This window comes from Acinetobacter sp. HY1485, from assembly GCF_027568475.1.
In the GTDB taxonomy this organism is placed as follows: Bacteria; Pseudomonadota; Gammaproteobacteria; order Pseudomonadales; family Moraxellaceae; genus Acinetobacter.
Window position 1 is genome coordinate 112,877 of record NZ_JANKZG010000006.1, and the last position, 26,666, is coordinate 139,542.

The 26,666-nt window shown below is 38.0% G+C and carries 21 protein-coding genes; 14 read left to right on the forward strand and 7 right to left on the reverse strand.

What is annotated here, in order from left to right; genetic code table 11:
* Positions 1-11 precede the first annotated feature (11 nt).
* The 4 genes from PCI70_RS08705 to PCI70_RS08720 are packed head-to-tail and all read left to right on the forward strand — an operon-like array spanning position 12 to position 3,483.
* Positions 12-836, forward strand: a complete 825-nt coding sequence (locus tag PCI70_RS08705) for an acetyl-CoA carboxylase carboxyltransferase subunit alpha (protein WP_269914945.1) — start codon at positions 12-14, stop codon at positions 834-836.
* Positions 773-2,080 (forward strand): tRNA lysidine(34) synthetase TilS, encoded by a 1,308-nt coding sequence (gene tilS, locus PCI70_RS08710; protein WP_269914946.1) that lies wholly within the window; start codon positions 773-775, stop codon positions 2,078-2,080. The genes PCI70_RS08705 and tilS overlap by 64 nt, the downstream gene beginning before the upstream one ends.
* Positions 2,077-2,901 (forward strand): pyrroline-5-carboxylate reductase, encoded by an 825-nt coding sequence (proC, locus tag PCI70_RS08715; protein ID WP_269914947.1) that lies wholly within the window; start codon positions 2,077-2,079, stop codon positions 2,899-2,901. The genes tilS and proC overlap by 4 nt, the downstream gene beginning before the upstream one ends.
* Positions 2,902-2,910: 9 nt before the next feature.
* The gene (locus PCI70_RS08720) at positions 2,911-3,483 is read left to right on the forward strand and encodes a YggT family protein (protein ID WP_269914948.1); all 573 of its coding nucleotides are present in this window, start codon (positions 2,911-2,913) and stop codon (positions 3,481-3,483) included.
* Here the strand turns inward: PCI70_RS08720 and trhA are convergent.
* Positions 3,480-4,103 carry a PAQR family membrane homeostasis protein TrhA gene (gene trhA / locus PCI70_RS08725; RefSeq protein WP_269914949.1) on the reverse strand — a complete coding sequence of 208 codons (624 nt, stop codon included), beginning with the start codon at positions 4,101-4,103 and terminating at the stop codon, positions 3,480-3,482. The genes PCI70_RS08720 and trhA overlap by 4 nt on opposite strands.
* 100 nt (positions 4,104-4,203) lie before the next feature.
* Between trhA and PCI70_RS08730 the strand changes: the two genes are divergently transcribed.
* Complete coding sequence (locus PCI70_RS08730; RefSeq protein WP_269914950.1) at positions 4,204-5,394, forward strand: class I SAM-dependent methyltransferase; 1,191 nt, start codon at positions 4,204-4,206, stop codon at positions 5,392-5,394.
* Positions 5,395-5,421: 27 nt separating this feature from the next.
* Here PCI70_RS08730 and PCI70_RS08735 read toward each other — a convergent pair whose 3' ends face one another.
* Positions 5,422-6,462 carry an AraC family transcriptional regulator gene (locus PCI70_RS08735; RefSeq protein ID WP_269914951.1) on the reverse strand — a complete coding sequence of 347 codons (1,041 nt, stop codon included), beginning with the start codon at positions 6,460-6,462 and terminating at the stop codon, positions 5,422-5,424.
* Between the two features lie 369 nt (positions 6,463-6,831).
* Between PCI70_RS08735 and PCI70_RS08740 the strand changes: the two genes are divergently transcribed.
* The 5 genes from PCI70_RS08740 (at position 6,832) to PCI70_RS08760 (ending at position 13,844) form a co-directional block, all read left to right on the forward strand.
* Positions 6,832-8,058 carry a carbohydrate porin gene (locus tag PCI70_RS08740; protein WP_269914952.1) on the forward strand — a complete coding sequence of 409 codons (1,227 nt, stop codon included), beginning with the start codon at positions 6,832-6,834 and terminating at the stop codon, positions 8,056-8,058.
* A gap of 166 nt (positions 8,059-8,224) precedes the next feature.
* A complete protein-coding gene (locus PCI70_RS08745; RefSeq protein ID WP_269914953.1) occupies positions 8,225-10,633 on the forward strand; it encodes a glucose/quinate/shikimate family membrane-bound PQQ-dependent dehydrogenase in 2,409 nt (802 codons plus the stop codon).
* Positions 10,634-10,770: 137 nt separating this feature from the next.
* Positions 10,771-12,414, forward strand: coding sequence for a nitrite/sulfite reductase (locus PCI70_RS08750; protein WP_269914954.1), 1,644 nt, complete (start codon positions 10,771-10,773; stop codon positions 12,412-12,414).
* Positions 12,407-12,868, forward strand: a complete 462-nt coding sequence (locus PCI70_RS08755) for a DUF934 domain-containing protein (RefSeq protein ID WP_269914955.1) — start codon at positions 12,407-12,409, stop codon at positions 12,866-12,868. Before PCI70_RS08750 ends, PCI70_RS08755 begins: the two co-directional genes overlap by 8 nt.
* Before the next feature lie 37 nt (positions 12,869-12,905).
* On the forward strand, positions 12,906-13,844 hold the full coding sequence (locus tag PCI70_RS08760; protein ID WP_269914956.1) for an SMP-30/gluconolactonase/LRE family protein: 939 nt from the start codon (positions 12,906-12,908) through the stop codon (positions 13,842-13,844).
* Positions 13,845-13,895: 51 nt separating this feature from the next.
* Here the strand turns inward: PCI70_RS08760 and PCI70_RS08765 are convergent, their stop codons facing one another.
* From PCI70_RS08765 to metG, 4 genes are all read right to left on the reverse strand, one after another.
* The gene (locus PCI70_RS08765; RefSeq protein ID WP_269914957.1) at positions 13,896-15,176 is read right to left on the reverse strand and encodes a ribonucleotide-diphosphate reductase subunit beta; all 1,281 of its coding nucleotides are present in this window, start codon (positions 15,174-15,176) and stop codon (positions 13,896-13,898) included.
* A gap of 224 nt (positions 15,177-15,400) precedes the next feature.
* Complete coding sequence (locus PCI70_RS08770; RefSeq protein ID WP_269914958.1) at positions 15,401-18,184, reverse strand: ribonucleoside-diphosphate reductase subunit alpha; 2,784 nt, start codon at positions 18,182-18,184, stop codon at positions 15,401-15,403.
* A gap of 378 nt (positions 18,185-18,562) precedes the next feature.
* Positions 18,563-19,744 carry a hypothetical protein gene (locus PCI70_RS08775; protein WP_269914959.1) on the reverse strand — a complete coding sequence of 394 codons (1,182 nt, stop codon included), beginning with the start codon at positions 19,742-19,744 and terminating at the stop codon, positions 18,563-18,565.
* A gap of 35 nt (positions 19,745-19,779) precedes the next feature.
* On the reverse strand, positions 19,780-21,804 hold the full coding sequence (gene metG, locus PCI70_RS08780) for a methionine--tRNA ligase (protein ID WP_269914960.1): 2,025 nt from the start codon (positions 21,802-21,804) through the stop codon (positions 19,780-19,782).
* Positions 21,805-22,030: 226 nt separating this feature from the next.
* Here metG and PCI70_RS08785 point away from each other — a divergent pair, with 226 nt between their 5' ends.
* A complete protein-coding gene (locus PCI70_RS08785) occupies positions 22,031-22,354 on the forward strand; it encodes a hypothetical protein (RefSeq protein ID WP_269914961.1) in 324 nt (107 codons plus the stop codon).
* A gap of 76 nt (positions 22,355-22,430) precedes the next feature.
* Entirely contained in the window at positions 22,431-23,534 is a 1,104-nt protein-coding gene (apbC, locus tag PCI70_RS08790) for an iron-sulfur cluster carrier protein ApbC (RefSeq protein WP_269914962.1), read from the forward strand.
* Here apbC and PCI70_RS08795 read toward each other — a convergent pair.
* A complete protein-coding gene (locus tag PCI70_RS08795) occupies positions 23,518-24,027 on the reverse strand; it encodes a pilus assembly FimT family protein (protein WP_269914963.1) in 510 nt (169 codons plus the stop codon). The two genes, apbC and PCI70_RS08795, sit on opposite strands and share 17 nt — an antisense overlap.
* 163 nt (positions 24,028-24,190) lie before the next feature.
* Here PCI70_RS08795 and omp38 (PCI70_RS08800) point away from each other — a divergent pair, with 163 nt between their 5' ends.
* Together omp38 (PCI70_RS08800) and omp38 (PCI70_RS08805) are read left to right on the forward strand one after the other, a co-directional pair.
* Positions 24,191-25,300, forward strand: a complete 1,110-nt coding sequence (gene omp38 / locus PCI70_RS08800; RefSeq protein WP_269914964.1) for an outer membrane protein Omp38 — start codon at positions 24,191-24,193, stop codon at positions 25,298-25,300.
* A 254-nt stretch (positions 25,301-25,554) separates the two neighbouring features.
* Positions 25,555-26,664, forward strand: coding sequence for an outer membrane protein Omp38 (gene omp38, locus PCI70_RS08805; protein ID WP_269914964.1), 1,110 nt, complete (start codon positions 25,555-25,557; stop codon positions 26,662-26,664).
* Positions 26,665-26,666: the final 2 nt, after the last annotated feature.

Genomic DNA, 26,666 nt, shown 5'->3' on the forward strand with positions numbered 1-26,666 from the left:
ATATTAGACCTATGAAAAATAAATCTGCTCAATCTAAAGCGTGGAAAACTGTGCAAATTGCACGTCATTCTGACCGTCCACAGTTTTTAGACTATGCAAATGAGCTTTTTGACGATTTTGATACCCTACATGGCGACCGTCTCTTTGGTGATGATGGTGCAATGATTGGTGGTTTGGCACGTTTTGAAGGACAACCTGTAATGGTTGTAGGTCAACACCGTGGTCGTTCAACGCGCGAACGTTTACATCATAACTTTGGGATGTGTAATCCTGAAGGTTATCGTAAATCACAGCGTTTACTTGATTTAGCAGAGCGTTTTAACCTACCTGTATTTACCTTTATTGATACGATGGGTGCATATCCAGGTGTAGGTGCAGAAGAACGTGGACAAGCAGAAGCAATTGCAACAAGTCTTGCACAGCTTTCTAGCTTAAAAGTACCTGTAATTGCAACAGTGCTTGGCGAAGGTGGTTCTGGTGGTGCGCTTGGAATTGGCGTGGCAGACCGTGTGATTATGCTTTCACATAGTATTTATTCTGTTATTTCACCTGAAGGCTGTGCGTCTATTTTATGGAAAACGGCTGAAAAAGCAGAGCAAGCAAGTGAAGCGTTGGCTTTAACGGCTGAAAAACTCCATAAAATAGGAATTGTTGAACATATTGTAGATGAAGGTGAAGGTGCACACTTAGACCCTGAAACTGTGATGGATCGCTTACGTGAAGTACTCAAGCAGAACCTTGCAGAGCTACAACAAATGGATGCTAATGAAAGATGCGAAGCACGTTACCAACGTTTAATGAAGTTTGGCAGCGACAATGTCGGTCTAGTATCTTAAGTGACGAAAAACAGTTTTTTTCAAAAAATACGTTTTTAGTTGCATGCAGTGGTGGTATGGATTCCATGCTACTACTGTGCTTATTGCATTGCCTATTTCCGCAACGGGTACGGGCAATGTATGTCAATCATCAATTACAGCCTGATAACGAGGTATGGGCAACCTTTGTTCAGAATTTTTGTGAATGGCACAATATTCCTTACTTAATAAAAAAAGTGCAAGTTGCAAAAGGCAATTTAGAGGCTCAAGCGCGTCATGCACGTTTTAACGCATTTCAACAGACTATTTGCTCTGAGGAAATTTTAGTTTTAGCACATCATCAACAAGATCAAGCAGAAACATTTTTATTGCGCTTATTCTCTGGTGCAGGCGTGAATGGCTTAAAAGCTATGCAAAAAATTGCAGTTAAAGAAAATATAAAAATTTGGCGTCCGTTATTAGATGTACCTCGTGAAAAAATAGAGCAATGGATTAAACAAGATTCTATTCCTTATGTGACGGATCAAACTAATTTTGATGAGCATTATGATCGGGCATGGGCAAGGCATACGCTTTGGAATGTCATAAAACCACGTTTTCCAAAAATGCAAACAGCAATTACACGTACAGCTTTATTAATGCAAGATGCAGATGAAATTTTGTATGAAGTATTACAGCAAGATTTTAAGTGTTGTGGTAATGAAAATTCACTTGATATTCAAGCTTTAAATGACCTAACACCTGCACGCCGTCGGCAATTACTCTCTTGGTGGTTGAAAACAGAGTATCGTCCAAGTTTAGATACAGTTGATCGGTTACAAAATGAAGTGATGTATGCACGAACAGATGCACAAGCTCAATTTTTTGTGAAACCCTTTTGGTATGTGCGTTATCAAGGCAAAATTTACCGTTTAACTGAGCAACAAAAAAAACCAAAACAGTATGAAATTGAGATATTTGATTGCCAAAATATTGTGTTAAATCAAAAATATGGGTTAAACAAAGATCTTCTTAAGGAAAGTTTGATGTTATATCCTCGCATAGGTGGCGAACGTGTGCATCTACATGGCAGAGTAGGAACGTGGCCACTGAAAAAAGCTATTCAAGAAGCTCAAATTTTTCCTTGGCAGCGTGATCAGATTCAAATTTTAAAGAAAGAAGATGTTATTCTAGGCATAATTACACCGCAAGGTTTTTGGTTAGCACAATCAGATTATTGTGTACCCAACGGGTGGTTACCCAAATTAGATGGAGTCAGTGTATGAGTTTAGCGTGTAAAGTTTGTTTTATTGGTGCAGGTAATATGGCACAAGCCCTGATTGGTGGGCTAATTGCACAAGGTGTGGCACCTGAAAATATCATTGCAGCAGCACCTTCAGAAAAAACACGTCAACGCTTGGCTGAGCAAGGACTTCAAACATTTGCTGATAATGCAGAGGCAGTAGAGCAAGCAGACGTGGTCATTTTATCTGTTAAGCCACAAATCTTACCGATTGCACTTGCATCACTACAAGGTAAGCTGGATAACAAGCTTCTGATTTCTGTGATTGCAGGAGCAAAAGTAGAAACGATTGCGAAGCTTGCACAAACCGCCCGTATTGTACGTGTAATGCCAAATACACCTGCCTTAGTACAGGCAGGTGCGCATGGATTGTATGCTACAGATGCTGTTAATCAGGCAGATCGTGAATTAGCAACACAAATTATTGAAGCGACAGGTATGGGTATTTGGGTGAATGCAGAAGACCAAATTGATGCGGTGACTGCTGTTTCAGGCTCAGGTCCTGCTTATTTTTTCTATATGATGGACAGTATGATCCGTGCAGGGAAAAATTTAGGTTTAGATGAAGAAACGGCAAAGCAATTAACCTTACAAACCGCATTAGGTGCTGCTCAAATGGCAATCAATAGTGATTTGTCTCCTGCTGAACTTCGTAAAAATGTAACCTCACCTAATGGTACAACACAAGCAGCGTTAGAAGTGTTTGACCGCATGCATATTTCACAAAATATTCAGGTAGCATTGGCGGCTGCAAAGAAACGTAGCCAAGAACTTGCACAAGAATTTAGCGATAAAACGATTTAAGGAATCTATATGGTTGAAAATACCGTCACGCCTGTTTTTGATATTGTCATTAATGTGGCTATCTTATTGGTATTCTTTAGATTTTTAATGCAACTTGCGATGGTTAATCCATACAACCCTGTTGTGTTATCCACAATGAAGTCCACAAAAATTGTGGATATCTTTGGAAGAATTTTTCCAACACTTGGCAAGGGGCGAGTGAATTTAGCAGCACTGATTTTGCTTGTGGTGTTGTGCTTGCTTAAAAACTTTGGTGATATGTATTTAAACGGAATACCGCCAAGTAGCGCAGTGTATTTGTTGTTATACACATTTATAACCATGATTCAGTCACTAATCACAATTTGCCGTTATTTAATTTTTGGTTCAATTATTGTGAGCTGGATTATTATGTTAACGCAATCTCGTTCGCCCTATATTGAAGTGGTTCAAGAACTTGCAGAACCATTACTTGCACCGTTTCGCCGTATTTTTCCAAATATGGGGATGATTGATTTATCACCTATTTTGGCATTCTTAGCGCTATATATTGCAGAAGTGTTAATGAATGAAGTTGCGCGTGTATTGCTGACAGGATTTTAAAGAATTCTGTAAATTGCCATAAAGTGTAACCCTGCACCCAATAAAACAAAAACATGCCAAATTACATGGGTGTAGGGAATTTTCTTCAGTGCGTAAAAGATAGCGCCTACGCTATAAGCAATACCACCCCATACCACGTACTTGAAAGATATTTCTGGCAAATAGTGTTTCATATCATCAAAAATGAGAATAGCAAACCAGCCCATTATTAAATAAGCAATAAGAGAAATTTTCTGAAAACGATGTGCAAAACCTAATTTAAAAACGGTACCAATAGCAGTAATGACCCAAAGGGCAATAAGTAAATAATGTGCTTGAGCTGTTGGAATAGAAATCCATAAAAAAGGGGTATATGTGCCTGCAATTAAGTAATAAATGGCAGTATGGTCTAATTTTTTATAAAGCCGTCTTTTGGCAGTTGTTTTTGCAAAATGATAAAGTGTTGATCCACCTAAAACAAACAGTAGTCCAAAGCAATATACCCATAAGCTAAGCCATTGGCCTGTAGGTAGATAAATTCCTTTTAAAATTAAAATGATACTTGAAAATAAAGCAACTATAAAACCTACACCGTGCGTGAGGACATTTAAGCGTTCTTCATTGTCATGGTAGTCAGTCATAAAAGATCTTTAATTAAAAATACACTTGTATATTAATTCAATTTTGCTTTTAAAGTAAGAAGATTTAAAATGGATTTGTAAATTTATTTAGGTTGCTCGCATGTCGCATTATCACGAATTTTTAGCCATTTTGACTCAATCCCTTACAAGCCAAACATTTCAGCGTATTATTTTTAGTCAGTATCAAGGAGAAGAGGCAGAATTAGAGAAAATTACTTGCAGACCTATAATGTTACAAGATCAACTAAAAATAAGTTTTGTATATCGTTATAAAACTCAGGATATTACAAAAAATTATGCTATTGATGATGCTTTAAGTGAAATGCAAAGCCGATTAGAAGACTGTAAACAAATAAATTTATGGCTAAGTAGTGAAGAAGTACAATTAAAACGTAATAAGAAGCGCACAACATTGACCACGCAAAAAGTTAAAACAATGCAAGTCGAGCAAACACATAATCGTGAAAAACAGCGTTATGTTGATCAACAACAACCATTTTTACAGGATTTAGGTATTACAGACCAAAAAGCACAACTGATACCCACAATGGCAAGAAAATGGAAACAAATTAATAAATTTATCGAAATTTTTGCCAGTGCTGTAACTCAGATTCCTCAAAAATCTGAACAGTTACATGTGGTCGATTTTGGTTCTGGTAAAGGTTATTTAACCTTTGCAATGTATGACTATTTACAACAACAGCAGTTAAAACCTTATATTACAGGGGTTGAGCTTCGAGAAAATTTAGTTGAATTTTGCCAAAATATTGCTCAAAAAAATGACTTCAATTCGCTTGAATTTTTTAAGGGCGATGTTCGTACTTATCAGCCACAAGCCTTAGACGTGATGGTGGCATTACATGCATGCGATATTGCAACAGATTTTGCAATTCATTGTGGGATCCGTTTAGATGCATCTATGATTATGTGTGCGCCATGTTGTCATAAAGAGTTGCGACCACAGCTTAAAAGTCCTGAAGTTTTAGCACCAATGTTGAGCTATGGTATTCATCAAGGGCAACAAGCAGAGATGATTACTGATACGATTCGTGCAATGTTATTAAATGCTTATGGTTATGAAACAAAAGTTTTTGAGTTTGTGGCACTTGAGCATACCAGTAAAAATAAAATGATTTTGGCAATTAAACGTAAAAATGTGACCGTACCTGATGCCAAGATTATGCAACAGATTAAAGAGCTTAAAGCATTGTATGGAATTAAAACACATAGTTTAGAGCGTTTGTTGTTAGATGAAACTGTAGACAATGAAAAACTAGGTTGCCGTTGTTAAAAAAAAGCCCCTTTTAAGGGGCTGTTTTTATAGACTGCCGTGTAGTTGGCGATATAGTCCCGGGGTAACACCCGTCCATTTTTTAAATGCACGATGAAACGTACTGGTTTCGCTAAAGCCCACTTGTTGTGCCACATCTTCAAGGGTTAAGCGTGGTTGTAATAATAAGTGAATAGCAGCATCGCGACGTAGTGCATCTTTAACCCCTTGATAGCTTTTACCTTCTGAGGCTAAACGACGACGTAATGTTTGTGGTGATAAATAAAGCATAGATGCTACATCGTTAAGCGTTGGCATTTCTTCGCCAATATGACTTTTTAATACATCACGAATACGAGAAGTTAAAGAGTTAGTATTTTTAAAGTTAACAAGAAGCTGAGCAGGCGCGCTTTTCAAGAACTCTTCTAAAGTCGCTTCTGTTTGACGAATAGGCAGGTCTAAATAATCGACTGCAAAAATAACTTCTGTACGATTTGCATCAAATTGCATGACAGGTGCAAAAAATAGGGCATCGTATTCATCGGCTTGTTCTGGACGTGGGTATTCAAAGTTTACACGTTCTAAAGGAATACGACGATCAATTAACCAAGATGCTAATCCATGCCAAATCATGAGCATACTTTCGGTCATAAAATGATTAGGATCATCTTTGAGTGGAATATGAGGGATAAAGCGTGCTTCATGTTTATCACGTTCTACATGCACAAACCAATCATCCCCAAACAAGCGATAAAATTGAACTGAGCGTTCTAACGCTTCACCTAATGTTTTAGCATGAATAATAAACTGGCACATAATGGCAAAAGAACCCAAACGCCGTGGTTGACTCGAAAAACCAGCATGTTCGTCTTGCGTTACCATCCACAACATTTTGACAAAACGCGTATATTGCTCTGGCGAAATACGTGCTTTGGGCTGATTGAGTAATTCTGCTTCAATACCAACGTGTGATAAAAGAGTATCAACATCCATACCGAGTTTCTTGACGCCTGCAAGGGCTGCATTGACAAAATAGATGCTAATGGTATCTCGGCTAACGTTGAGACCTTCTACAGCTTTAATATTCACAAATAATTGACCTAATTAATGATGTTAAAATTATCTAAGTAATAAAGGGGTACTGTAAAGACTCAAATTAGATTAAGTGCTTGGGAATAGTACAGTAGTAAAATGAAATATCTATTAAAGAAATTTATTATATAACAAAGTGTATTCATATTTTTGTAACAAATTATTTCAAATTTGCTAAAATTCAATTTTCTACTAAGCATTAAGTTATTGTTATATCTATATATATTTTAGATTATTTACCTCAATGTATATTGAGTAAGCAAAATATGATTGGTCAGTAAGTTGTTAACAAAATCTTCGATTTTTTTTACAAAAATAATAGTATTCTAACAACTTAAACAAAACAACAAACAAAGGTTAAGAAAGATGGGAAAGAATCCGTTTGTCTTTCGTTTATTATGCGTTGCTGCGACAATTGGATTGTCTCAAACGCATGCCGCACAAGCATTTGATCCAAATAGTCCATACATGTTGGGCGATTGGAATGGTGAGCGTACTGCACTTAAAGAAAAAGGCTACGACTTTACTATGGCCTATACAGGTGAACTTGGCAATGTTTTGCATTCTAAGGATACCTCAGGACATGATACAGAATATGCAGGACAACTTACATTTGGTGCTAACTTTGATTTAGAGAAAATTCTAGGTTGGGCAGATACAGAAGCACAAATCACGGTTACAGAACGTCATGGACGTAACGTAACAAATGAGTCTGATGCATTAAATGGCCAACTCAGCTCTGCACAAGAAGTGTGGGGACGAGGGCAAACTTGGCGACTTACCGATTTTTGGATTAAAAAGAAATTTTTAGATGAAAAATTAGACATAAAAGTGGGTCGCTATGGTGTAGCAGAGGAGTTTAATAGCTTTGCTTGTGATTTCCAAAATTTAGCGCTATGTGGCTCTCAAATGGGAAATTGGTCTGGTGACCAATGGTATAACTGGCCAGTTAGCCAATGGGCAATGCGTGTGAAATATAATCTTACACCTGAATTATTTGTTCAAACAGGCGGTTTTGAATATAATCCTGAAAATTTAGAACGCGGTAAAGGTTTTAATTTAAGTACAGATGGCTCTCATGGGGCAATCGTGCCAACAGAAATTGTATGGTTACCTAAGTTCACAGCACAAAATTTGCCCGGTCAGTATCGTATAGGGTATTTTTATAGTACAGCAGATATTCCAAAACTTGATGATCCTAGTCAAACAGGGCATCGCCATGGTGGTTGGATATCAATTAAACAGCAGTTAACTGCACATCAAGACGATGCATCAAGAGGTTTAACAGGCTCTATTAATGCAGTTTTCTTTGATCAAGCAACAAACAATGTCTCTGACATGCAGAATGTTGCATTGAGTTATAAAGGGATTGCTGATGCACGTCCGCAAGATGAAATTGCTGTGGGACTTGGTCGTATTCATAAAGGTCGTGATGGTTTTGGTAGTGAATATGATGCTGAAATTTATTACGGCTTACAAGCAACGAATTGGCTGACAGTCCGTCCTAATGTGCAATATGTTCGTCATATTGGTGCAGAAAAAGATGGTAATAATGCTTGGGTGGGTGGAGTTAAGTTTATTACTGCCTTCTAAGCATACTTTCATTGTGCCCTTAAATTCGGCTGTTTAAGGGTATTTCTTTAATGACGTTTGCAAATGCCTACTCCATTTTGAGTGGGCTTAACGTTTTTTATTTGAGTGGGTTTAGTTCAAGGATGTGATCCTGTTTTAGGGCTAACCCGAATATTTAGAGGTGATTATGGATCAGCCCTCAAAAAGTTCAGGAATGAGAAACTTTACTGCTTTTGTTTTAGCGGTATGTGGTCTTATTTTACTGGGAGGAGGCATTTTTCTTGCGTTGCAAGGTGGCTCTTTCTATTACGTAGTAGCAGGTTTAATGCTTCTTGCATCAGGAATTTTATTATTTCGCCGCTCAATCGTATCTTATTTAGTTTATGCAGTTCTCATGCTAGGTACCACAATTTGGGGCCTATGGGAAGTTGGTACAGATTTTTGGGCACTTGTGCCTCGTTTAGATGTATTAGGTGTTATTGGTATTTGGATGTTAATTCCAGCAGTAACTAATAACGTTAAACATCCAACAACACCAAGTCGTATGACATTGGGTGCAACACTGGCTTTTGCAGTTATTGTATTGGTTTATTCAATTTTTAATGACCCACAAGAAATTAATGGGGAAGTAAAAACGGCACAACCTGCTCAAGCAAAAGCAATTGATGGCGTGGCAGACAGCGATTGGCCTGCTTATGGACGTACGCAAGAAGGTACACGTTATTCTCCATTGACCCAAATCAATGATAAAAACGTGGGTCAGTTGAAAGAAGCGTGGACATTCCATACAGGTGATCTAAAAACTGCACATGATGCAGCTGAAGCAACGAACCAAGTAACACCAATTAAAATTGGTAACAATATTTACATGTGTACGATGCATCAGCAATTGGTTGCTTTAGACCCTAAAACAGGCAAAGAAAAATGGCGCTTTGATCCTAAGCTCAAAGCAGATACAACTTTCCAGCATTTAACATGCCGTGGTGTATCTTATTTTGATGCAAACAATAAAACTGAATTTGCAACAAGTTTAAAAGAGCAAAAATCGACGTCTGAACAGTGTCCACGTAAAGTGATTGTACCTGTAAATGATGGTCGTTTAGTGGCTGTAAATGCAGATAATGGACAGCGTTGTACTGATTTTGGTATCAACGGTGAAGTTGATTTGCAAAAAGATATGCCGAATCCATATCCAGGGGGGTATAACCCAACATCTCCACCAGTGATTACAGGTACAACCATTATTATTGCGGGTTCTACAACAGATAATTACTCTACTCAAGAGCCATCTGGTGTAATTCGTGGTTATGATGTGAACACAGGTAAATTGTTATGGGTATTTGATACAGGTGCTGAAGATCCAAATGCGATTCCTGCGCCAGGTCAAACATTTGCACATAACTCACCAAATGCATGGGCACCATTATCTTATGATGCTAAAGCAGATATTGTTTATATTCCAACAGGTGTGGGTACGCCAGACCAATGGGGTGGTGATCGTAGCAAGCTAAAAGAGCGTTATGCAAACTCTGTATTGGCTTTAAATGGCTCTACAGGTAAGTTGGTTTGGAGCTTCCAAACAACGCATCACGATCTTTGGGATATGGATGTACCTGCTCAACCATCACTTGCTGATGTTAAAACTAAATCAGGTGAGACGGTTCCTGCTGTTTATGTACCAACAAAAACAGGTAATATTTTTGTTCTTAACCGTTATACAGGTAAAGAAATTGTACCTGTTACTGAGCGTGAAGTTCCACAATCGGTTAAACATGGTCCACAAACAAAAGGTGAGTGGTACTCTAAAACACAACCATTCTCTGATTTAAACCTTGCACCAAAAGAAAAATTGACTGATAAAGATATGTGGGGTGCCACTATGTTTGATCAGCTTTATTGCCGTGCATACTTTAAAACATTGAATTACGAAGGAACTTATACACCACCATCTGAAAATGGTACGTTAGTGTTCCCAGGTAATTTGGGTGTAATAGAATGGGGTGGTATTTCAATCAATGCAGACCGTCAAGTTGCAACGATGAATACACTAGCACTTCCTTTTGTAAGTAAATTAGTACCACAAGATCCAAATCGTGAAATTAAAGCACGTGGTGCAGGTACAGAGCATGGTTTACAACCAAACTATGGTGTTCCATATGCAGTTAACATCTCTGCATTTTTATCACCACTTGGTTTACCGTGTAAACAACCTGGTTGGGGTTATATTTCTAGCGTTGATTTAAATACACATGAAGTGGTTTGGAAAAAACGTGTAGGTACAATCCGCGATAGCTTACCTAAATTATTCCAGTTACCACCGTTAAAAATTGGTGTTCCTGGTTTAGGTGGTGCAGTTTCAACAGCAGGAAATGTAATGTTCTTAGCTGCAACTCAAGATAACTATATCCGTGCGTTTAACGTAACAAACGGTGAACAACTTTGGGAAGCGCGTTTACCTGCTGGTGGTCAAGCGACACCAATGACGTATGAAATTGATGGTAAACAGTACATTGTAATCATGGCAGGTGGTCATGGTTCATTTGGTACGAAGATGGGCGATTCTGTAGTTGCTTATGCTTTACCTGATCAAAAATAATTGAAAGAAGCCCAGTTTAGACTGGGCTTTTTTTTGCCTTATAAGAAAAACCGTTATTAAATATATGAAAAAAGCATTTTATTGATACACATGAGTTATTTATGCTTAGTGCTAATAAAACTTACTAGCTGAACGCCATGTATTCATATACTGAATTCGATCAGCAACTGGTGGATGAACGAGTTGCACAGTTTCGTGATCAAACTAATCGCTATTTAAAAGGTGAGCTGACGGAAGATGAATATCGTCCGTTACGTTTACAAAATGGACTGTATGTACAGCGTTATGCACCAATGCTTCGTATTGCAGTACCCTATGGCTTAATGAACAGTAAACAGTTGCGTAAAATTGCGGATATTTCACAGCAATATGACCGTGGCTATGCACATGTTTCGACACGCCAAAATATTCAGCTTAACTGGCCAGCACTTGAAAATGTACCTGATATTTTAGCAGAGCTTGCAACTGTACAAATGCATGCCATTCAGACGAGCGGTAACTGTATTCGTAATACCACAACCGATCAGTATGCAGGTGTTATTGCAGGCGAAATTGCAGACCCACGCCCAACGTGTGAGCTGATTCGTCAATGGAGTACATTCCATCCTGAATTTGCTTTTTTACCGCGTAAATTTAAAATAGCAGTTTCTGCTGTAGAAGAAACAGACCGTGCTGCAACGTCATTTCATGATATTGGCGTGTACATTGTTAAAAATCAAACAGGTGAGTTGGGTTATAAAATTAAAGTAGGTGGGGGCTTAGGTCGTACGCCTGTTATTGGTAGTGTTATTCGCGAGTTTTTACCGCGCGACGAATTAATTGCTTATTTAGATGCGGTACTACGTGTATATAATCTGCACGGACGCCGTGATAATAAATATAAAGCACGTATCAAAATTTTAGTAAAAGCGATGACACCTGAGGTGTTTGCGCAAAAAGTAGAAGATGAATTTGCTTTTACCTGTGATGCTCTAAAAGTAGAACCTGAATTACTTGCGAAGATGGATCAAGTGTTCAAACCATTTGTATATGACACATTGCAAGATGAAACATTTGATGAGCTATTTGTGCAATATCCAAAGTTTAAACAATGGTTCAACATTAATACCCATGCTCATAAAGTTGCAGGTTATCGTATTGTTAATATTAACCTCAAACGTGCAGGGGTTGCACCTGGTGATATGACAACACAAGAAATGCAGTTTATTGCTGATTTGGCAGATGAATATACATTTGGTGAATTACGTACAACACATGAGCAAAATATTTCGCTTGTAGATGTGCAACAGCGTAAGTTATTTGAATTATGGCAAAAATTAGAAGCACAGAATTTAGCACGTGCTCATATTGGCTTTTTAACCGATATTATCTGTTGTCCGGGTGGAGACTATTGCTCTCTTGCCAATGCCAAATCGCTTCCTATTTCTGAAGCAATTACACGTCGTTTTGACGATCTAGACACTATCTATAATTTAGGTAAACTCGATCTGAATATTTCAGGTTGTATGAATGCGTGTGGTCATCACCATGTTGGCAATATTGGTATTTTAGGTGTTGATAAAAAAGGTGCTGAATTTTATCAAATTACGTTAGGTGGTAATTCTGACCATGATGCTTCTATTGGCGATATCTTAGGACCATCATTTGCCGCAGATGCAGTACCTGATGTGATTGAAGAAATACTCAATACCTACTTAGATTTGCGTGAGCAAGATGAGCAATTTTTGCAGACCTATCGCCGTGTTGGGATTAAGCCATTTAAGGAGCGTGCATATGCTTAATGTAATTTTAAAAGATGGCACGATTATCGAAGATACTTATCAAACTGTAACAGAGCAACTACCACAAGGCGATGTATTACTCACGTTTGAGCAACTAGATTTGCTACCTGAAATAACAGGAAAAAAAGCAATTTTTGTAACACCCGATGTCGCTTTAGACCAACTTCCATTAGACGTAGATGCCTTTTTTATTGATTTTGCAGGATTTAACGATGGGCGAGGTTACTCTACGGCTACACTATTACGTCGCTATGGATTTGAAGGCGAGTTACGTGCGGTAGGTGATATTTTTAAAGATGTATTGAACTACTTAAAACGTTCAGGTTTTGATAGTTTTACAGTAAAAGAAGGTAAAGATATCGAAGATACAGCAAAAGGCTTGCAAGACTTTAAAGTACCTTATCAAAAATCTTTGGCTGTAACAGACGCTCACTATCAAACAGGAAAAGCTTGATATAATCCTCACTTACTATAATAAGTGAGGTTGTATTATGTTTAAAAAAACATTTTTAGCTGTACTTTGTACTGTCAGTTTTTATGCACAGGCACAGTTTCCTGTTGCGCAAGATGCCAAAATTGAACGTTTAACTGATCAGGCCAAATGGAGTGAAGGACCTATTGTACTTAAAGATGGTACAGTGGTTTGGAGTGATATTGTAAATAACCGTGTTTTACAGTGGAATGAAAAAGAAGGTGTAAAAACTTGGTTTGCGCCTGCTCAGTTTCAAAATGGACATGCGATTGATCAAGAAGGACGTATTATTGCTGCTTCTCATGGTAAGCGTGCAATTGAGCGTTTAGAGACAGATGGTTCTTGGCGTGTATTGGTTGATTTATATGGCGATAAAAAACTCAATAGTCCAAACGATGTGATTGTAGATCATGATGGTGACATTTGGTTCACTGACCCGACATTTGGCATTAAAAAAGCAGATGAGGGTTATGGTGGTAATGCCGTAGTGGGTGGTGAGTTTAGCTATCGATTTTCGCCTAAAACCAATGAAATTGTGCGTTTAAATACACCTGAAGTAAAAACACCAAATGGAATTGCATTTAGTCCTAATGGTAAAAAATTATACCTAACTGATTCTCAAATTGCGCATGATCAAAAAGATACTGGTCTACATCGTCATCTGTTTGTTTATGACATCGACAAGAACAAGCAAACAACTAACGGAAAAATGCTTGCACAGATTGACACAGGTGTACCCGATGGTATTGCGGTTGATGAAAAAGGCAATATTTGGGTAACAGGCGGTCAATATATTCATGTGTTCGATCAAAAGGGTAAACCGTTAGGCAACTTACAGTTTCCAACCACAGTAGCTAATATGGTCTTTGCCACTGATAAAAATGGTAAAAAGATTATGTATGTGGCGGGAGGGACATCTTTGTATCGCTTAAATGTACAAGTAGGTGGTGTAAAATAAAAAACAGTTTGGTTTATAAGAACCGCTTTAGTTAGCGGTTCTTATTGGTTATTACCAGCTTAACGCACCACCAGTTTGGTAATCCGTTACACGCGTTTCAAAGAAATTTTTCTCTTTACGTAAGTCCATCATTTCAGACATCCACTGGAATGGATTGTTTACGCCTGGATACTGTTCTGGTAAGCCAAGCTGTGCCAAACGACGGTTACAGATGAATTTTAAATATTCCTCCATCATCGCAGCATTCATGCCCAATACACCACGTGGCATTGTGTCACGAGCGTATTCGATTTCAAGCAAGGTACCCTCAAGAATCATTTGAGTCACTTCTTCTTGGAATTCTGCTGTCCATAACTGTGGATTTTCGATTTTGATTTGGTTAATCATATCGATACCAAAGTTCACATGCATAGATTCATCACGCAAAATGTATTGGAATTGCTCGGCAACACCATTCATTTTATTACGACGACCCATACTTAAAATTTGGGTAAAGCCACAGTAGAAGAAAATACCTTCAAGTACACAATAAAACGCAATTAGGTTACGAAGAAGCTGACGATCTGCTTCGATAGTACCTGTTTGAAACGTTGGATTACTTAACGATTCTGTATATTTAAGACCCCATGCTGCTTTTTTTGCAACTGATGGAATTTCACGGTACATGTTGAAGATCTCGCCTTCGTCCATTCCCAATGATTCAATACAGTATTGGTAAGCATGTGTATGAATGGCTTCTTCAAATGCTTGACGTAAAATGTACTGACGGCATTCAGGGTTTGTAATCAAACGGTAAATGGCAAGTACAAGGTTGTTTGCAACCAACGAATCTGCTGTTGAAAAGAAACCTAGAGAACGTTTGATAATCGTACGTTCGTCATCAGTTAAGCCATTTTCAGACTTCCACAATGCAATATCGTGGTTCATATTTACTTCTTGCGGCATCCAGTGGTTTGCACAACCATCTAGGTATTTTTGCCATGCCCATTCGTATTTAAATGGGACAAGTTGGTTCAAGTCTGCACGGCAGTTGATCATTGCTTTATCATCAACTTCTACACGACCTGCACCCATTTCAAGTTCTTCTAGACCTGGTGCAACATCTAAATTTTTTAGTGCTTCAGATGCTCGAACCAACGAATCGGTTGAATGGTTTGTGGTTGTTTGATGGGTTCGAGCGGATTCAGAATCAGCCATATCCGACGACGATGGCTGCGAATGAGATACCACTTTCTGCTCAGGCGCTTTTTGCGGTTCGACGCTTTTAGACTCGGTTGATTTAGTCTGTGTTTTCGAATCATCTTCAAAATCGTCCCAACTGAGGATTGACATATTGATGCTCTCTTCGTTGTGTTATCTTTTTTCGTCAAGACGTTTGTCTTGTTTACGTTTTTCTTTGCGTAAGTGGAAAAAGATATAAGCAATAGGGATACAAAGAAAAATATAGGTAAAGACGTATAAGATTAAACCTAATTCATAATTTGCAGATAAATGATCAAACATCGTCTTTGCCTATATGACAAAGAGGTCGCACAAGACGACCTCTTAAACTAAATTTATTGGCACGCTTCGCAATCAGGATTGTCGATTGAGCATGCTTGTGGCACAGGTGCTGCTTGTGCAAATTCTTCTTCAACTTTTTGTGGTGCATTTGGTTTTACTGCGTTTAATGCACCCGTATTGATTGTTGATTTTTCTGCTGATGTTGCACCTAATGCACGGAGGTAATACGTTGTTTTTAAACCACGTAACCATGCCATTTTGTACGTAATATCTAACTTTTTACCGTTTGCACCAGAGATGTACAAGTTAAGTGATTGTGCTTGGTCAATCCATTTTTGACGACGTGATGCAGCATCTACAATCCAGCGTGGCTCTACTTCAAACGCTGTTGCAAACATTGCTTTTAAATCTTCAGGAATACGCGCAATCTTCTGTACAGAACCTTCGTAATGTTTAAGGTCATTTACCATCACCACATCCCATAAACCACGTTCTTTTAATGCACGAACAAGGTACGGGTTGATGATTGTAAACTCGCCAGAAAGGTTAGATTTTACATATAAGTTTTGGAATGTTGGCTCAATCGATTGAGATACACCACAAATATTAGAAATGGTTGCTGTTGGAGCAATCGCCATCACGTTTGAGTTACGCATACCATCTTTTTGCACTTTGGTACGTAATGTATCCCAATCAAGACGTTGTGTGCGGTCAACTTCAAACATTTTTTCAGGGCGTGATTTTGCAACAAGTTCTAATGAATCGATTGGTAAAACACCTTGATCCCACAGCGAACCCTTAAACGTTGAGTAAACACCACGTTCAACAGCTAACTCACTAGACGTTTGGATTGCATGGTAGCTAATCACTTCCATAGATTCATCAGCAAATTCTACAGCTTCTTTAGAACCGTATGCCATACCCATTTCGTATAGTGCATCTTGGAAGCCCATGATACCCATGCCCACAGGGCGGTGTTTCATGTTTGAATTTTTTGCTTGTGGGACAGCGTAATAGTTGATGTCAATCACGTTGTCTAGCATGCGTACTGCTGTTTTAATGGTACGTTGTAACTTTTCACGGTCTAGCTTACCATTTTGAATATGACGTACTAGGTTAATTGAACCTAAGTTACATACAGCAATTTCATCAGCACTTGTATTCAGCGTAATTTCTGTACATAAGTTTGATGAATGTACAACGCCTACGTGTTGTTGTGGTGAGCGTAAGTTACATACGTCTTTAAAGGTAATCCATGGGTGTCCTGTTTCGAACAACATCGACAACATTTTACGCCATAAGTCTTTTGCACGTACTTTTTTGTGAAGCATGTTTTGCTCTTTGGCAATGCTTTCATAGTGTGCATAACGCTCAGCAAATGTATCACCTGTCATATCGTGTAGGTCAGGTGTTTCTGATGGCGTAAAGAGTGTCCATTCTTTGTCTTCAATCACACGCTGCATGAACAAGTCAGGTACCCAGTTTGCTGTATTCATATCGTGTGTACGACGACGGTCATCACCTGTGTTTTTACGAAGTTCTAAAAACTCTTCGATATCTAAGTGCCATGTTTCTAAGTATGCGCATACTGCACCTTTACGCTTACCACCTTGGTTCACCGCAACTGCTGTATCGTTTGCTACTTTTAAGAACGGTACAACACCTTGAGATTTACCATTTGTGCCTTTGATATATGAGTTTAAAGCACGTACAGGTGTCCAATCGTTACCTAAACCGCCTGCCCATTTAGAAAGCATGGCATTGTCACGCATTGCACCATAAATGTTGTATAAGTCATCTGGTACAGTAGTTAAATAACAGCTTGAAAGTTGTGGACGTAACGTACCTGAGTTAAACAGGGTAGGTGTAGACGCCATGTAATCAAAGCTAGACAGTAAGTCATAAAACTCAATTGCACGTTCTTCACGGTTTTCTTCGTTGAGCGTTAAGCCCATTGAAACACGCATAAAGAACAATTGTGGAAGTTCAAAGCGTACGCCGTTTGAATGAATAAAATAACGGTCAAATAATGTTTGTAGACCTAAGTAGGTAAACTGATTTGAACGTTCAGGTTTAATCGCATCAGAGAGTTTCTTAAGGTCAAATTTAAGAAGTTCTGGAGAAAGAAGGTCAAGTTCTGCACCTTTTTTCAAGAATGCTTCAAGTGCATCTGCTTCTGAAGTTTCTGCGTCTAAACCTAAAAATTCTAAACCTGTTTTTACAAGCTCGTTACGTAACAAACGTGCAGTTACATAGCTATAGTTTGGCTCTTGTTCGATACGAGTACGCGTTGCCATCATCATGGTGGTTGCGATATCGCTTTGTTTTACGCCGTTATATAAATTCTTTACAGTTTCATCAACAATGGCTTGAACGCTAATGCCTTCTAAGTCTTCGGCAGCTTTTGCTACTTCTGCGGTTAAAGCAGATAAGTCTAAAGGTTGAAGCTGATCATTTTGATCCGTTACTTGTAGTGTTGGATGATGATTTTCGTTACGTTGCTGACGAGCTGTTGAGCGTTGATCACGGTAAATAACATATGAGCGAGCAACTTTTTGTTCGCCTGTACGCATCAGTGCCAATTCAACTTGGTCTTGAATTTCTTCGATGTGAATTGTACCGCCAGATGGGAGACGACGGTTAAATGTGTTGGTTACCATTTCGGTAAGTTCGGTAATACGGTCGTGGATACGGCTTGAATCAGCACTCTGTTGACCTTCTACTGCTAAAAAGGCTTTACCGATTGCAACAGAAATTTTTTCTGCATCAAAAGAGACAACATCGCCCGTGCGTTTAATCACTTGCAGTTGACCTGGGGTTGATGAGATTACGCTCATGTCAGCTTAGCTCCATTGTTATGTTTATGGACCGTTTGCACCGTATTAAAAAACACGATAGATGAGGGATAAACACAAGACTTAGTGGTTTAGATTTGATTTAGGCACAAGATACGGTAAAAAAAATTGAAGATCAAGATTGACTTTTTATTAAGATCAAGATTGACTTTTTATTATTTGATTTTTTAAAAACAAGTTTTATACAGAGCAAAAATGAGGTGGGCTTAATGCGTTTGCATAGCATAGCAAAACCTAACTAACTTGTGTTTAGATTAATAAAGTGAAGTGGTGTATTTGGCTATAAATTATTACCGTAAAGATTGGAAAATAAAGCAAATACAGAGATTATGATTTGCTTATTGAAATTTCAAATAAAAGTTACTCAATTGTTTTTGCAATTGCAGCCATTATTTTGATGACGAACATCAGGACGAAAAACGTCCAAATTGGGTGTTCTACACAAACTGCTTTGATATTGGCAAATACCTGTAGTATAGAGTGCTTAAGTTTAAATTTAGGTAGAGGTGATTCATTTTCTGCCTGTGCTAGTGCTTTCCATTCATTAATTTTTTCTGCTTCCCATAATATAGAGGGATATAACATGACATAGCGTATTTTTTCGGGATTGAGTAGAATTTCGATTTCGCCTGTAATTAATGAACGAGTTGGTAAATAGCTTCGATCAATGAAAATAGTAGAACTGCGTAAAGGATAGCCTAATAATTCATAAGGAAGTTGATAGAAAAAACAACGATCTTTTTCATGGTTTAAATGACTTGCATATCTTCTTTCATCGCTATTTAGTGTTTCAGGTGCACGAGAACGTAAGTCAAATAAATAGTTAATAATGCTCTTAAGATCGGTATAAGTCAGACGATTTTGTAAGTCAAAAACGACCTCAGCAGGACAACTTTCTATTGAATCAGGATTAAACAGTAATTGATTGGCTTGGACTATATGTGCCTTGGCTTTATAGCCACGTTCAAGCAGTGTAGGAATTTTTTCAAAATAATCGTGTAAAGAATCTCTTTGTTGAGAGACTAGCCATGCAGGTTTTTTTGTATAAAGTTGTTGTTTTTGCTTGGTGGTTAAATTAGTTACTTTTTCTAAGTGTTTTGTGCTTTTTGTTGCTTTAAAGCGTAAAGGCGTTGTGAGGTCGGTTTCTTTTATTAAATCTATATTGAACTCTTGTGAAAGATTAAAAATTAAATCAACAACACTCTGTTCTAAGTCTTCAAAAATAGCAAGATTCAGAATAACCTGCTCTTGATCTGAAAAAACTGCATGATAATCTCCAAAATCTCCTTCCCAGATAATATTGTATGCTTTTATACGTGCAAATATTTCTACAATATAGAATGCGAGACAGCGTAATTCATCTTCATCCCAATATGTATGGCTATGGAGTAAGCCAGTTTGAATATCGAGGAGACTTTGAATACAGAAGTCGAAATTGAACTGGGTTAAGAAAAAGGGTGAAACGCGTAAATAAAAGAAATCTTTTTTGTGTTCTAAAGCATAAATGGTTTGAATTGCTTGAAAATTAATAGGTGCAGTCATAAGAATAAGAGCCCCTTTCGGGGCAGGTTTAAGATTTAAGAAACTTTATCGCCAGGTTTTGCATCACCTGCAGGGGATACAATGAGCCCATTGCCTGAACAAAGCACCATACCATTAGAAATACCAAAACGCATTTTACGTGGTGCAAGGTTTGCGACCAATACCACCAATTTATTTTGTAAATCTTCAGGGGCATAACTACCACGGATACCACTAAATACATTGCGTGGTTCAGCTTCGCCTGCATCTAGTGTTAGTTGTAAAAGTTTATCTGAGCCTTCTACCGTACTTGCACTTAAAACTTTCGCAACACGTAAATCAATTTTAACAAAATCATCTATATTGATGATCTCTGCTGCTTGCACAGGTTTTTTCTCTTTCACTTTTTTAACTGGTTTTGGTGCTTCTGTAACTAAAGAGTCTTTAGAGGCATCGACCATTGCTTCAACTTTGGCTTTATCTACACGTTGCATTAGAGGCTTAAATGCTTCAATTTCGTATTGAGTTAGAAGTTGCGTACGAGATGCAAAGTCAAATTGCTCAAGCTTTAAGAAAGATTGCACTTGAGTTGCAAGTTCGGGTAATACAGGTGCAAGGTATATGGCTAATTGACGGAATAAGTTAATGCCAACAGAGCAAACCTCATGTACTTGTTGTTCGTTTCCTTCAACTTTTGCCAATGCCCACGGTTTTTTCTCATCAATATATTGGTTAGCTTTATCGGCAAGCGCCATAATTTCACGAATGGCGGTACTAAATTCGCGAGCTTCATAAGCACGAGCAATTGAGTGACCTGCATCAATAAAACTTTGAACTAACTCAGGCTCTGCACATGTTGCAGACAATGTGTTATTGAAGTCTTTGTTAATAAATTTGGCACAACGGCTTGCGATGTTAACCACTTTACCCACAAGGTCTGAGTTTACTTTTTGCGTAAAATCATCAAGATTTAAATCTGAATCTTCTACTTTATCAGACAGTTTAGATGCAAAGTAGTAGCGTAGATATTCAGGGTTTAAATGCTCAAGATATGTTTCTGCCTTGATAAATGTGCCACGAGATTTTGACATCTTTTGACCATTTACCGTCAAGAAGCCATTTACAAATAAACCACTTGGCGTACGGTAATTTGCACCTTCAAGCATTGCTGGCCAAAAGAGGGCATGGAAGTACACAATATCTTTACCAATAAAGTGATAGACTTCGTTTTGGCTGTCTTTTTTCCAATAGTCATCAAAGTTTAAGTCTGGGCGTTTGGTTTTAATGTAGTTTTCAAAACTTGCCATATAACCAATTGGCGCATCTACCCAAACATAAAAATATTTATTGGGTGCATCAGGGATTTCAAAGCCAAAATAGGGTGCATCGCGTGAGATATCCCAATCATTTAGTCCTGCTTCAAACCATTCATCTAATTTGTTAGCAATCGAAACAGGTAAACGTCCTTCATCACGTGTCCATGTTTGTAAATATTTCCCAAAATCAGGTAATTTAAAGAAATAGTGATCTGATGATTTCTCAATAGGTGTTGCACCACTGAGTGTAGAACGTGGGTTAATCAGTTCTATGGCATTGTAGGTTGTACCACACACTTCACATGAGTCACCGTATTGATCTTCTGCTTCACATTTTGGGCAGGTTCCCTTAATAAAGCGGTCAGATAAAAACATTTGTTTTTCGGGGTCAAATAATTGACTTACAGGGCGTACAGCTATGTGTCCGGCTTCTCGGTTTTTAATATAAATTTCTTGTGCTAAACGTTGGTTTGTTTTGCTATGTGTTGAATCGTAATGATCAAAACTGATCCCAAAGCCTGCAAAGTCACGTTCATGTTCTTTTTGAACATTCGCAATTTGTTCTTCAGGTGTAATTCCATTGGCTTGAGCACGTAGCATGATTGCGGTGCCGTGTGCATCATCTGCACATACATATGTTACGTCATGTCCCATTGCGCGCATGGCACGCACCCAAATATCGGCTTGGATATAGCCAAGTAGGTGTCCCATATGAATTGGGCCATTTGCATAAGGAAGAGCATTTGTAACAAGTATTTTACGCACGGAAATCATTCTCTTAGTCGTATTCACAAGTGGGTGATTTTACCTGAGTTTATGGTTTCTTGCATGTGCAATTTCAGTGAAGACAAGCGTGCTAAAAAATGATAAATCTACCTTAATGTATACTGTTTGTTATTAAAACGTAGCGTATTTATATCTGCTATTGAATATAACAATATTTTAGCAGAGTATTAATAATTAAGTTTTGATTTATATAAGGAAAAAACACATGTCAAACTTAGATGATATGAAACAAAAAGCAGCAGAATTTGGCGATGATGTAAAACATAAAGCGAAACAAGCTCAATTAGATGGTGAAAAAGCTGTAAGTGATTTGAAACACGAAGCTGAAGAAGCAAAATTAAAAGGTGAGAAAGCAGTTTCTGACCTTAAACGTGATACAGAAGCAAAACACGATGAAACAAAGTCATGTTTTGAGGAAAAAGTAGACGAAGCTAAAGAGAAAATGCATGATCTTAAAGAAGAAGCTTCAGAAAAGTTTGATGAGTTCAAAAAAGCAGTACATGACAAACTCGACAACTTAAAGAAATAATCTAAATTGCCTCGCTTTTCATCAGCGGGGCTTTTTTTTTGCTGTTAAACTAAGGCAAAAATTCTTGGAGTAAAGTATGTCGTGGTTATCTTCGATTAAATCTGTTTTTTCGCCTGCACCAGAGATAAACGAAAACGATATACAGCAGGTACTACAAAATTATCAAATTTCAGGTGTAGCGCTAAAAGAAAGAATCACCGCTATACAATTACAAGGGAACGTTTTACAACTCACGATTAAAGCGTACAAAGAAGAAAACTTGCAAAAAGTACATGACGAACTTGTGCAACAGTTACAACCGCATGGCATACATGAATTAAATTTACATGTGGTTCAACAAAAAAAACAGCCACAAGTGACCAATGCAGTTCCTCAACAAAAAGACCTGAAACCTCATCCACGTATTCAGCATATTATTTTAGTATCGTCAGGTAAAGGTGGTGTAGGTAAATCAACAACGACAGTGAATCTTGCACTTGCTCTTAAAAAGTTAGGACAACGTGTTGGTATTTTAGATGCCGATATATATGGCCCAAGTATTCCAACGATGCTAGGTAATGCAGGACAAACACCACTGATTGAAGCAGAGCAATTTGTACCATTAGAAGCACATGGTATGCCTGTACTGTCTATTGGGCATTTAACAGGAGATAACAATACACCAGTAGCATGGCGTGGTCCAAAAGCAACGGGTGCTCTAATGCAACTGTTTAATCAAACATTATGGCCAGATTTAGATGTTCTACTTATTGATATGCCACCAGGTACAGGTGATATTCAACTCACGCTTGCTCAACGCATTCCTGTGTCGGGTGCTGTAATTGTGACTACACCTCAAAATATTGCATTGTTAGATGCTGTGAAAGGGATTGAACTATTTAAGAAAGTATCGATTCCTGTATTAGGTGTTATTGAAAATATGTCGACTCATATTTGTTCAAATTGTGGTTTTGAGGAGCAAATTTTCGGACAAGGTGGTGGAGACGAAATTTCTCAACAATACAAGATTCCACTGTTAGGGCATCTACCATTAAATGCAACAATTAGATCAGATGTTGACAGTGGTAATCCCACAGCCTTACAACAAAATACGATTTCTGAGCATTATTCTGCCATTGCAGATAAACTTTTGAATCAGCTAGAACAGTTACCTAAAGTGACCACTAAGCGCATTTTTTAAATTTTTCAATACGAGTATGACCCATCATACTAAGAACGAGTCTCTTGTGGTGGGTTGTATTACTACAATATTCGATACTGCCATTTGAACCACGTGGTAATCCAGTATCATTTTGAAAAGCTATTTTTTTGTGAAGTCCAACCCATTTTAATGTTCCATATTTTAAATTTAAATGAACATTGTGAAGAATGAGTTCATTTGTATCTAATTGATTATTGTAGTTTGAGTCTGAATAAACTAAATATCCTTCATTCCAATTGTTTGTGTTACATGTTCTTTGATCGCTACTTGGGCAGATCATAATTTTAGTTTTATATAAACGAGCATGATTCTTACAGAAATTTAAATGATTTTGAAATTGTTCTAAGATAAATTTACTTTCTTGCAATGCTTGGTAGTTTTGAAAGCTTGGCACTGCGTAAAAACTAATTATACTAAGAATAAAAATGACAACTATACACTCAAATAAAGTAAAACCACGAAATAAATCCATGAAATTATATTATAAAAATAAATATATGATATTTGAAACATAATGTTATAAATACAAAAATACAACGGAATATGTAAGTAAATTTTTCAATAATAGGGTTAACAACTCATATCCTTACATTTTTGTAAGTCTAATAATTAATGTTGCAGTTTGGAGAGTATCCATGAAATTAAATCGTCTTGCTTTAGCTACAGTACTTGCAGCGGCTCCATTTGTTGCAAATGCAGGCGTAACAGTAACACCATTATTACTTGGTTATACATTCCAAGACTCAAAACATAATAATGGTCAATCACAATTATTATCATCTAAATTAGGTCAAGGTGAAGCACAAGATGCACTAGCAGTAGGTGCGTCAATTGGTGTTGAACTTACGCCATGGTTAGGTTTTGAAGCAGAATACATGCAGGTTAAAGGCGATGTAGATGCTAAGCCAAGTTCAAACGGTTTAAACCGTGTAGAGCAAGGTGCAGAATACAAACAACAACAAATCAATGGTAACTTTTACGTTACTTCTGATTTAATCACGAAGAACTATGACAGCAAAATCAAGCCGTATATTTTAGGTGGTGCAGGTCACTACAAATATACATTTGATGGCGTTGAGCGTGTAAATACAGATGGTACACGCAATCGTGGTAACAAAGAAGAAGGTACACTTGCAAACACAGGTATTGGTGCATTTTGGCGTTTGAACGATGCTTTATCACTACGTACAGAAGCACGTGCAACATATAACTTTGATGAGCAATTCTGGAACTATACAGCACTTGCTGGTTTAAACGTTGTAATTGGCGGTCACTTGAAGCCAGCTGCACCAGTAGTTGATGTACAGCCAGTAACACCTGCACCAGCGCCAGTAGTGGTTGAGCCTGCGCCACAGCCACAAGAATTGACAGAAGACTTGAACATGGAACTTCGTGTGTTCTTTGACACGAACAAGTCAGATATCAAAGCGCAATACCGTCCAGAGATTGCAAAAGTTGCAGAGAAACTGAATGAGTATCCAAATGCAACAGCGCGTATTGATGGTCACACAGATAACACAGGTCCACGTAAGTTAAACGAACGTTTATCACTTGCACGTGCAAACTCTGTTAAATCTGCGTTGGTAGGTCAGTACAACATTGATGCAGCTCGTTTAAGCACACAAGGTTTTGCATGGGATCAACCGATTGCTGATAACAGCACAAAAGAAGGTCGTGCGATGAACCGTCGTGTATTTGCTACAATTACAGGTAGCCGTACAGTGCTTGCACAGCCAAACCAATAAGATAGATTAAAAAAAGATAGCATCCCAAGGGATGCTATTTTTTTATGTTTAACAATAAAATAATAATACTTAGCTTAAATAAAGCTGATAATTGGTTTATGATATTGTGAGAAAAAGTTTAATTTTTTAAACAGACCTTGTATTATATCTATTCATTAGTTTAATAAAGCTGAGATACATAAAAAGGATCTCAGTAAATCGAACAAAAATTTTAGGCTGAGCTTAAAAATAATTGTTATCTCTGGAGGATATCCATGAAATTAAATCGTCTTGCTTTAGCTACAGTACTTGCAGCGGCTCCATTTGTTGCAAATGCAGGCGTAACAGTAACACCATTATTACTTGGTTATACATTCCAAGACTCAAAACATAATAATGGTCAATCACAATTATTATCATCTAAATTAGGTCAAGGTGAAGCACAAGATGCACTAGCAGTAGGTGCGTCAATTGGTGTTGAACTTACGCCATGGTTAGGTTTTGAAGCAGAATACATGCAGGTTAAAGGCGATGTAGATGCTAAGCCAAGTTCAAACGGTTTAAACCGTGTAGAGCAAGGTGCAGAATACAAACAACAACAAATCAATGGTAACTTTTACGTTACTTCTGATTTAATCACGAAGAACTATGACAGCAAAATCAAGCCGTATATTTTAGGTGGTGCAGGTCACTACAAATATACATTTGATGGCGTTGAGCGTGTAAATACAGATGGTACACGCAATCGTGGTAACAAAGAAGAAGGTACACTTGCAAACACAGGTATTGGTGCATTTTGGCGTTTGAACGATGCTTTATCACTACGTACAGAAGCACGTGCAACATATAACTTTGATGAGCAATTCTGGAACTATACAGCACTTGCTGGTTTAAACGTTGTAATTGGCGGTCACTTGAAGCCAGCTGCACCAGTAGTTGATGTACAGCCAGTAACACCTGCACCAGCGCCAGTAGTGGTTGAGCCTGCGCCACAGCCACAAGAATTGACAGAAGACTTGAACATGGAACTTCGTGTGTTCTTTGACACGAACAAGTCAGATATCAAAGCGCAATACCGTCCAGAGATTGCAAAAGTTGCAGAGAAACTGAATGAGTATCCAAATGCAACAGCGCGTATTGATGGTCACACAGATAACACAGGTCCACGTAAGTTAAACGAACGTTTATCACTTGCACGTGCAAACTCTGTTAAATCTGCGTTGGTAGGTCAGTACAACATTGATGCAGCTCGTTTAAGCACACAAGGTTTTGCATGGGATCAACCGATTGCTGATAACAGCACAAAAGAAGGTCGTGCGATGAACCGTCGTGTATTTGCTACAATTACAGGTAGCCGTACAGTGCTTGCACAGCCAAACCAATAAGA

What these genes read in the sequence shown, in the direction of transcription:
- PCI70_RS08705 (WP_269914945.1), top strand. Translation starts at nt 12, where the DNA reads ATGAAAAATAAATCTGCTCAATCTAAAGCGTGGAAAACTGTGCAAATT.
- tilS (WP_269914946.1), top strand. Translation starts at nt 773, where the DNA reads ATGCGAAGCACGTTACCAACGTTTAATGAAGTTTGGCAGCGACAATGT.
- proC (WP_269914947.1), top strand. Translation starts at nt 2,077, where the DNA reads ATGAGTTTAGCGTGTAAAGTTTGTTTTATTGGTGCAGGTAATATGGCA.
- PCI70_RS08720 (WP_269914948.1), top strand. Translation starts at nt 2,911, where the DNA reads ATGGTTGAAAATACCGTCACGCCTGTTTTTGATATTGTCATTAATGTG.
- trhA (WP_269914949.1), bottom strand. Translation starts at nt 4,103, where the DNA reads ATGACTGACTACCATGACAATGAAGAACGCTTAAATGTCCTCACGCAC.
- PCI70_RS08730 (WP_269914950.1), top strand. Translation starts at nt 4,204, where the DNA reads ATGTCGCATTATCACGAATTTTTAGCCATTTTGACTCAATCCCTTACA.
- PCI70_RS08740 (WP_269914952.1), top strand. Translation starts at nt 6,832, where the DNA reads ATGGGAAAGAATCCGTTTGTCTTTCGTTTATTATGCGTTGCTGCGACA.
- PCI70_RS08745 (WP_269914953.1), top strand. Translation starts at nt 8,225, where the DNA reads ATGGATCAGCCCTCAAAAAGTTCAGGAATGAGAAACTTTACTGCTTTT.
- PCI70_RS08750 (WP_269914954.1), top strand. Translation starts at nt 10,771, where the DNA reads ATGTATTCATATACTGAATTCGATCAGCAACTGGTGGATGAACGAGTT.
- PCI70_RS08755 (WP_269914955.1), top strand. Translation starts at nt 12,407, where the DNA reads ATGCTTAATGTAATTTTAAAAGATGGCACGATTATCGAAGATACTTAT.
- PCI70_RS08760 (WP_269914956.1), top strand. Translation starts at nt 12,906, where the DNA reads ATGTTTAAAAAAACATTTTTAGCTGTACTTTGTACTGTCAGTTTTTAT.
- PCI70_RS08765 (WP_269914957.1), bottom strand. Translation starts at nt 15,176, where the DNA reads ATGTCAATCCTCAGTTGGGACGATTTTGAAGATGATTCGAAAACACAG.
- PCI70_RS08770 (WP_269914958.1), bottom strand. Translation starts at nt 18,184, where the DNA reads ATGAGCGTAATCTCATCAACCCCAGGTCAACTGCAAGTGATTAAACGC.
- PCI70_RS08775 (WP_269914959.1), bottom strand. Translation starts at nt 19,744, where the DNA reads ATGACTGCACCTATTAATTTTCAAGCAATTCAAACCATTTATGCTTTA.
- PCI70_RS08785 (WP_269914961.1), top strand. Translation starts at nt 22,031, where the DNA reads ATGTCAAACTTAGATGATATGAAACAAAAAGCAGCAGAATTTGGCGAT.
- apbC (WP_269914962.1), top strand. Translation starts at nt 22,431, where the DNA reads ATGTCGTGGTTATCTTCGATTAAATCTGTTTTTTCGCCTGCACCAGAG.
- PCI70_RS08795 (WP_269914963.1), bottom strand. Translation starts at nt 24,027, where the DNA reads ATGGATTTATTTCGTGGTTTTACTTTATTTGAGTGTATAGTTGTCATT.
- omp38 (WP_269914964.1), top strand. Translation starts at nt 24,191, where the DNA reads ATGAAATTAAATCGTCTTGCTTTAGCTACAGTACTTGCAGCGGCTCCA.
- omp38 (WP_269914964.1), top strand. Translation starts at nt 25,555, where the DNA reads ATGAAATTAAATCGTCTTGCTTTAGCTACAGTACTTGCAGCGGCTCCA.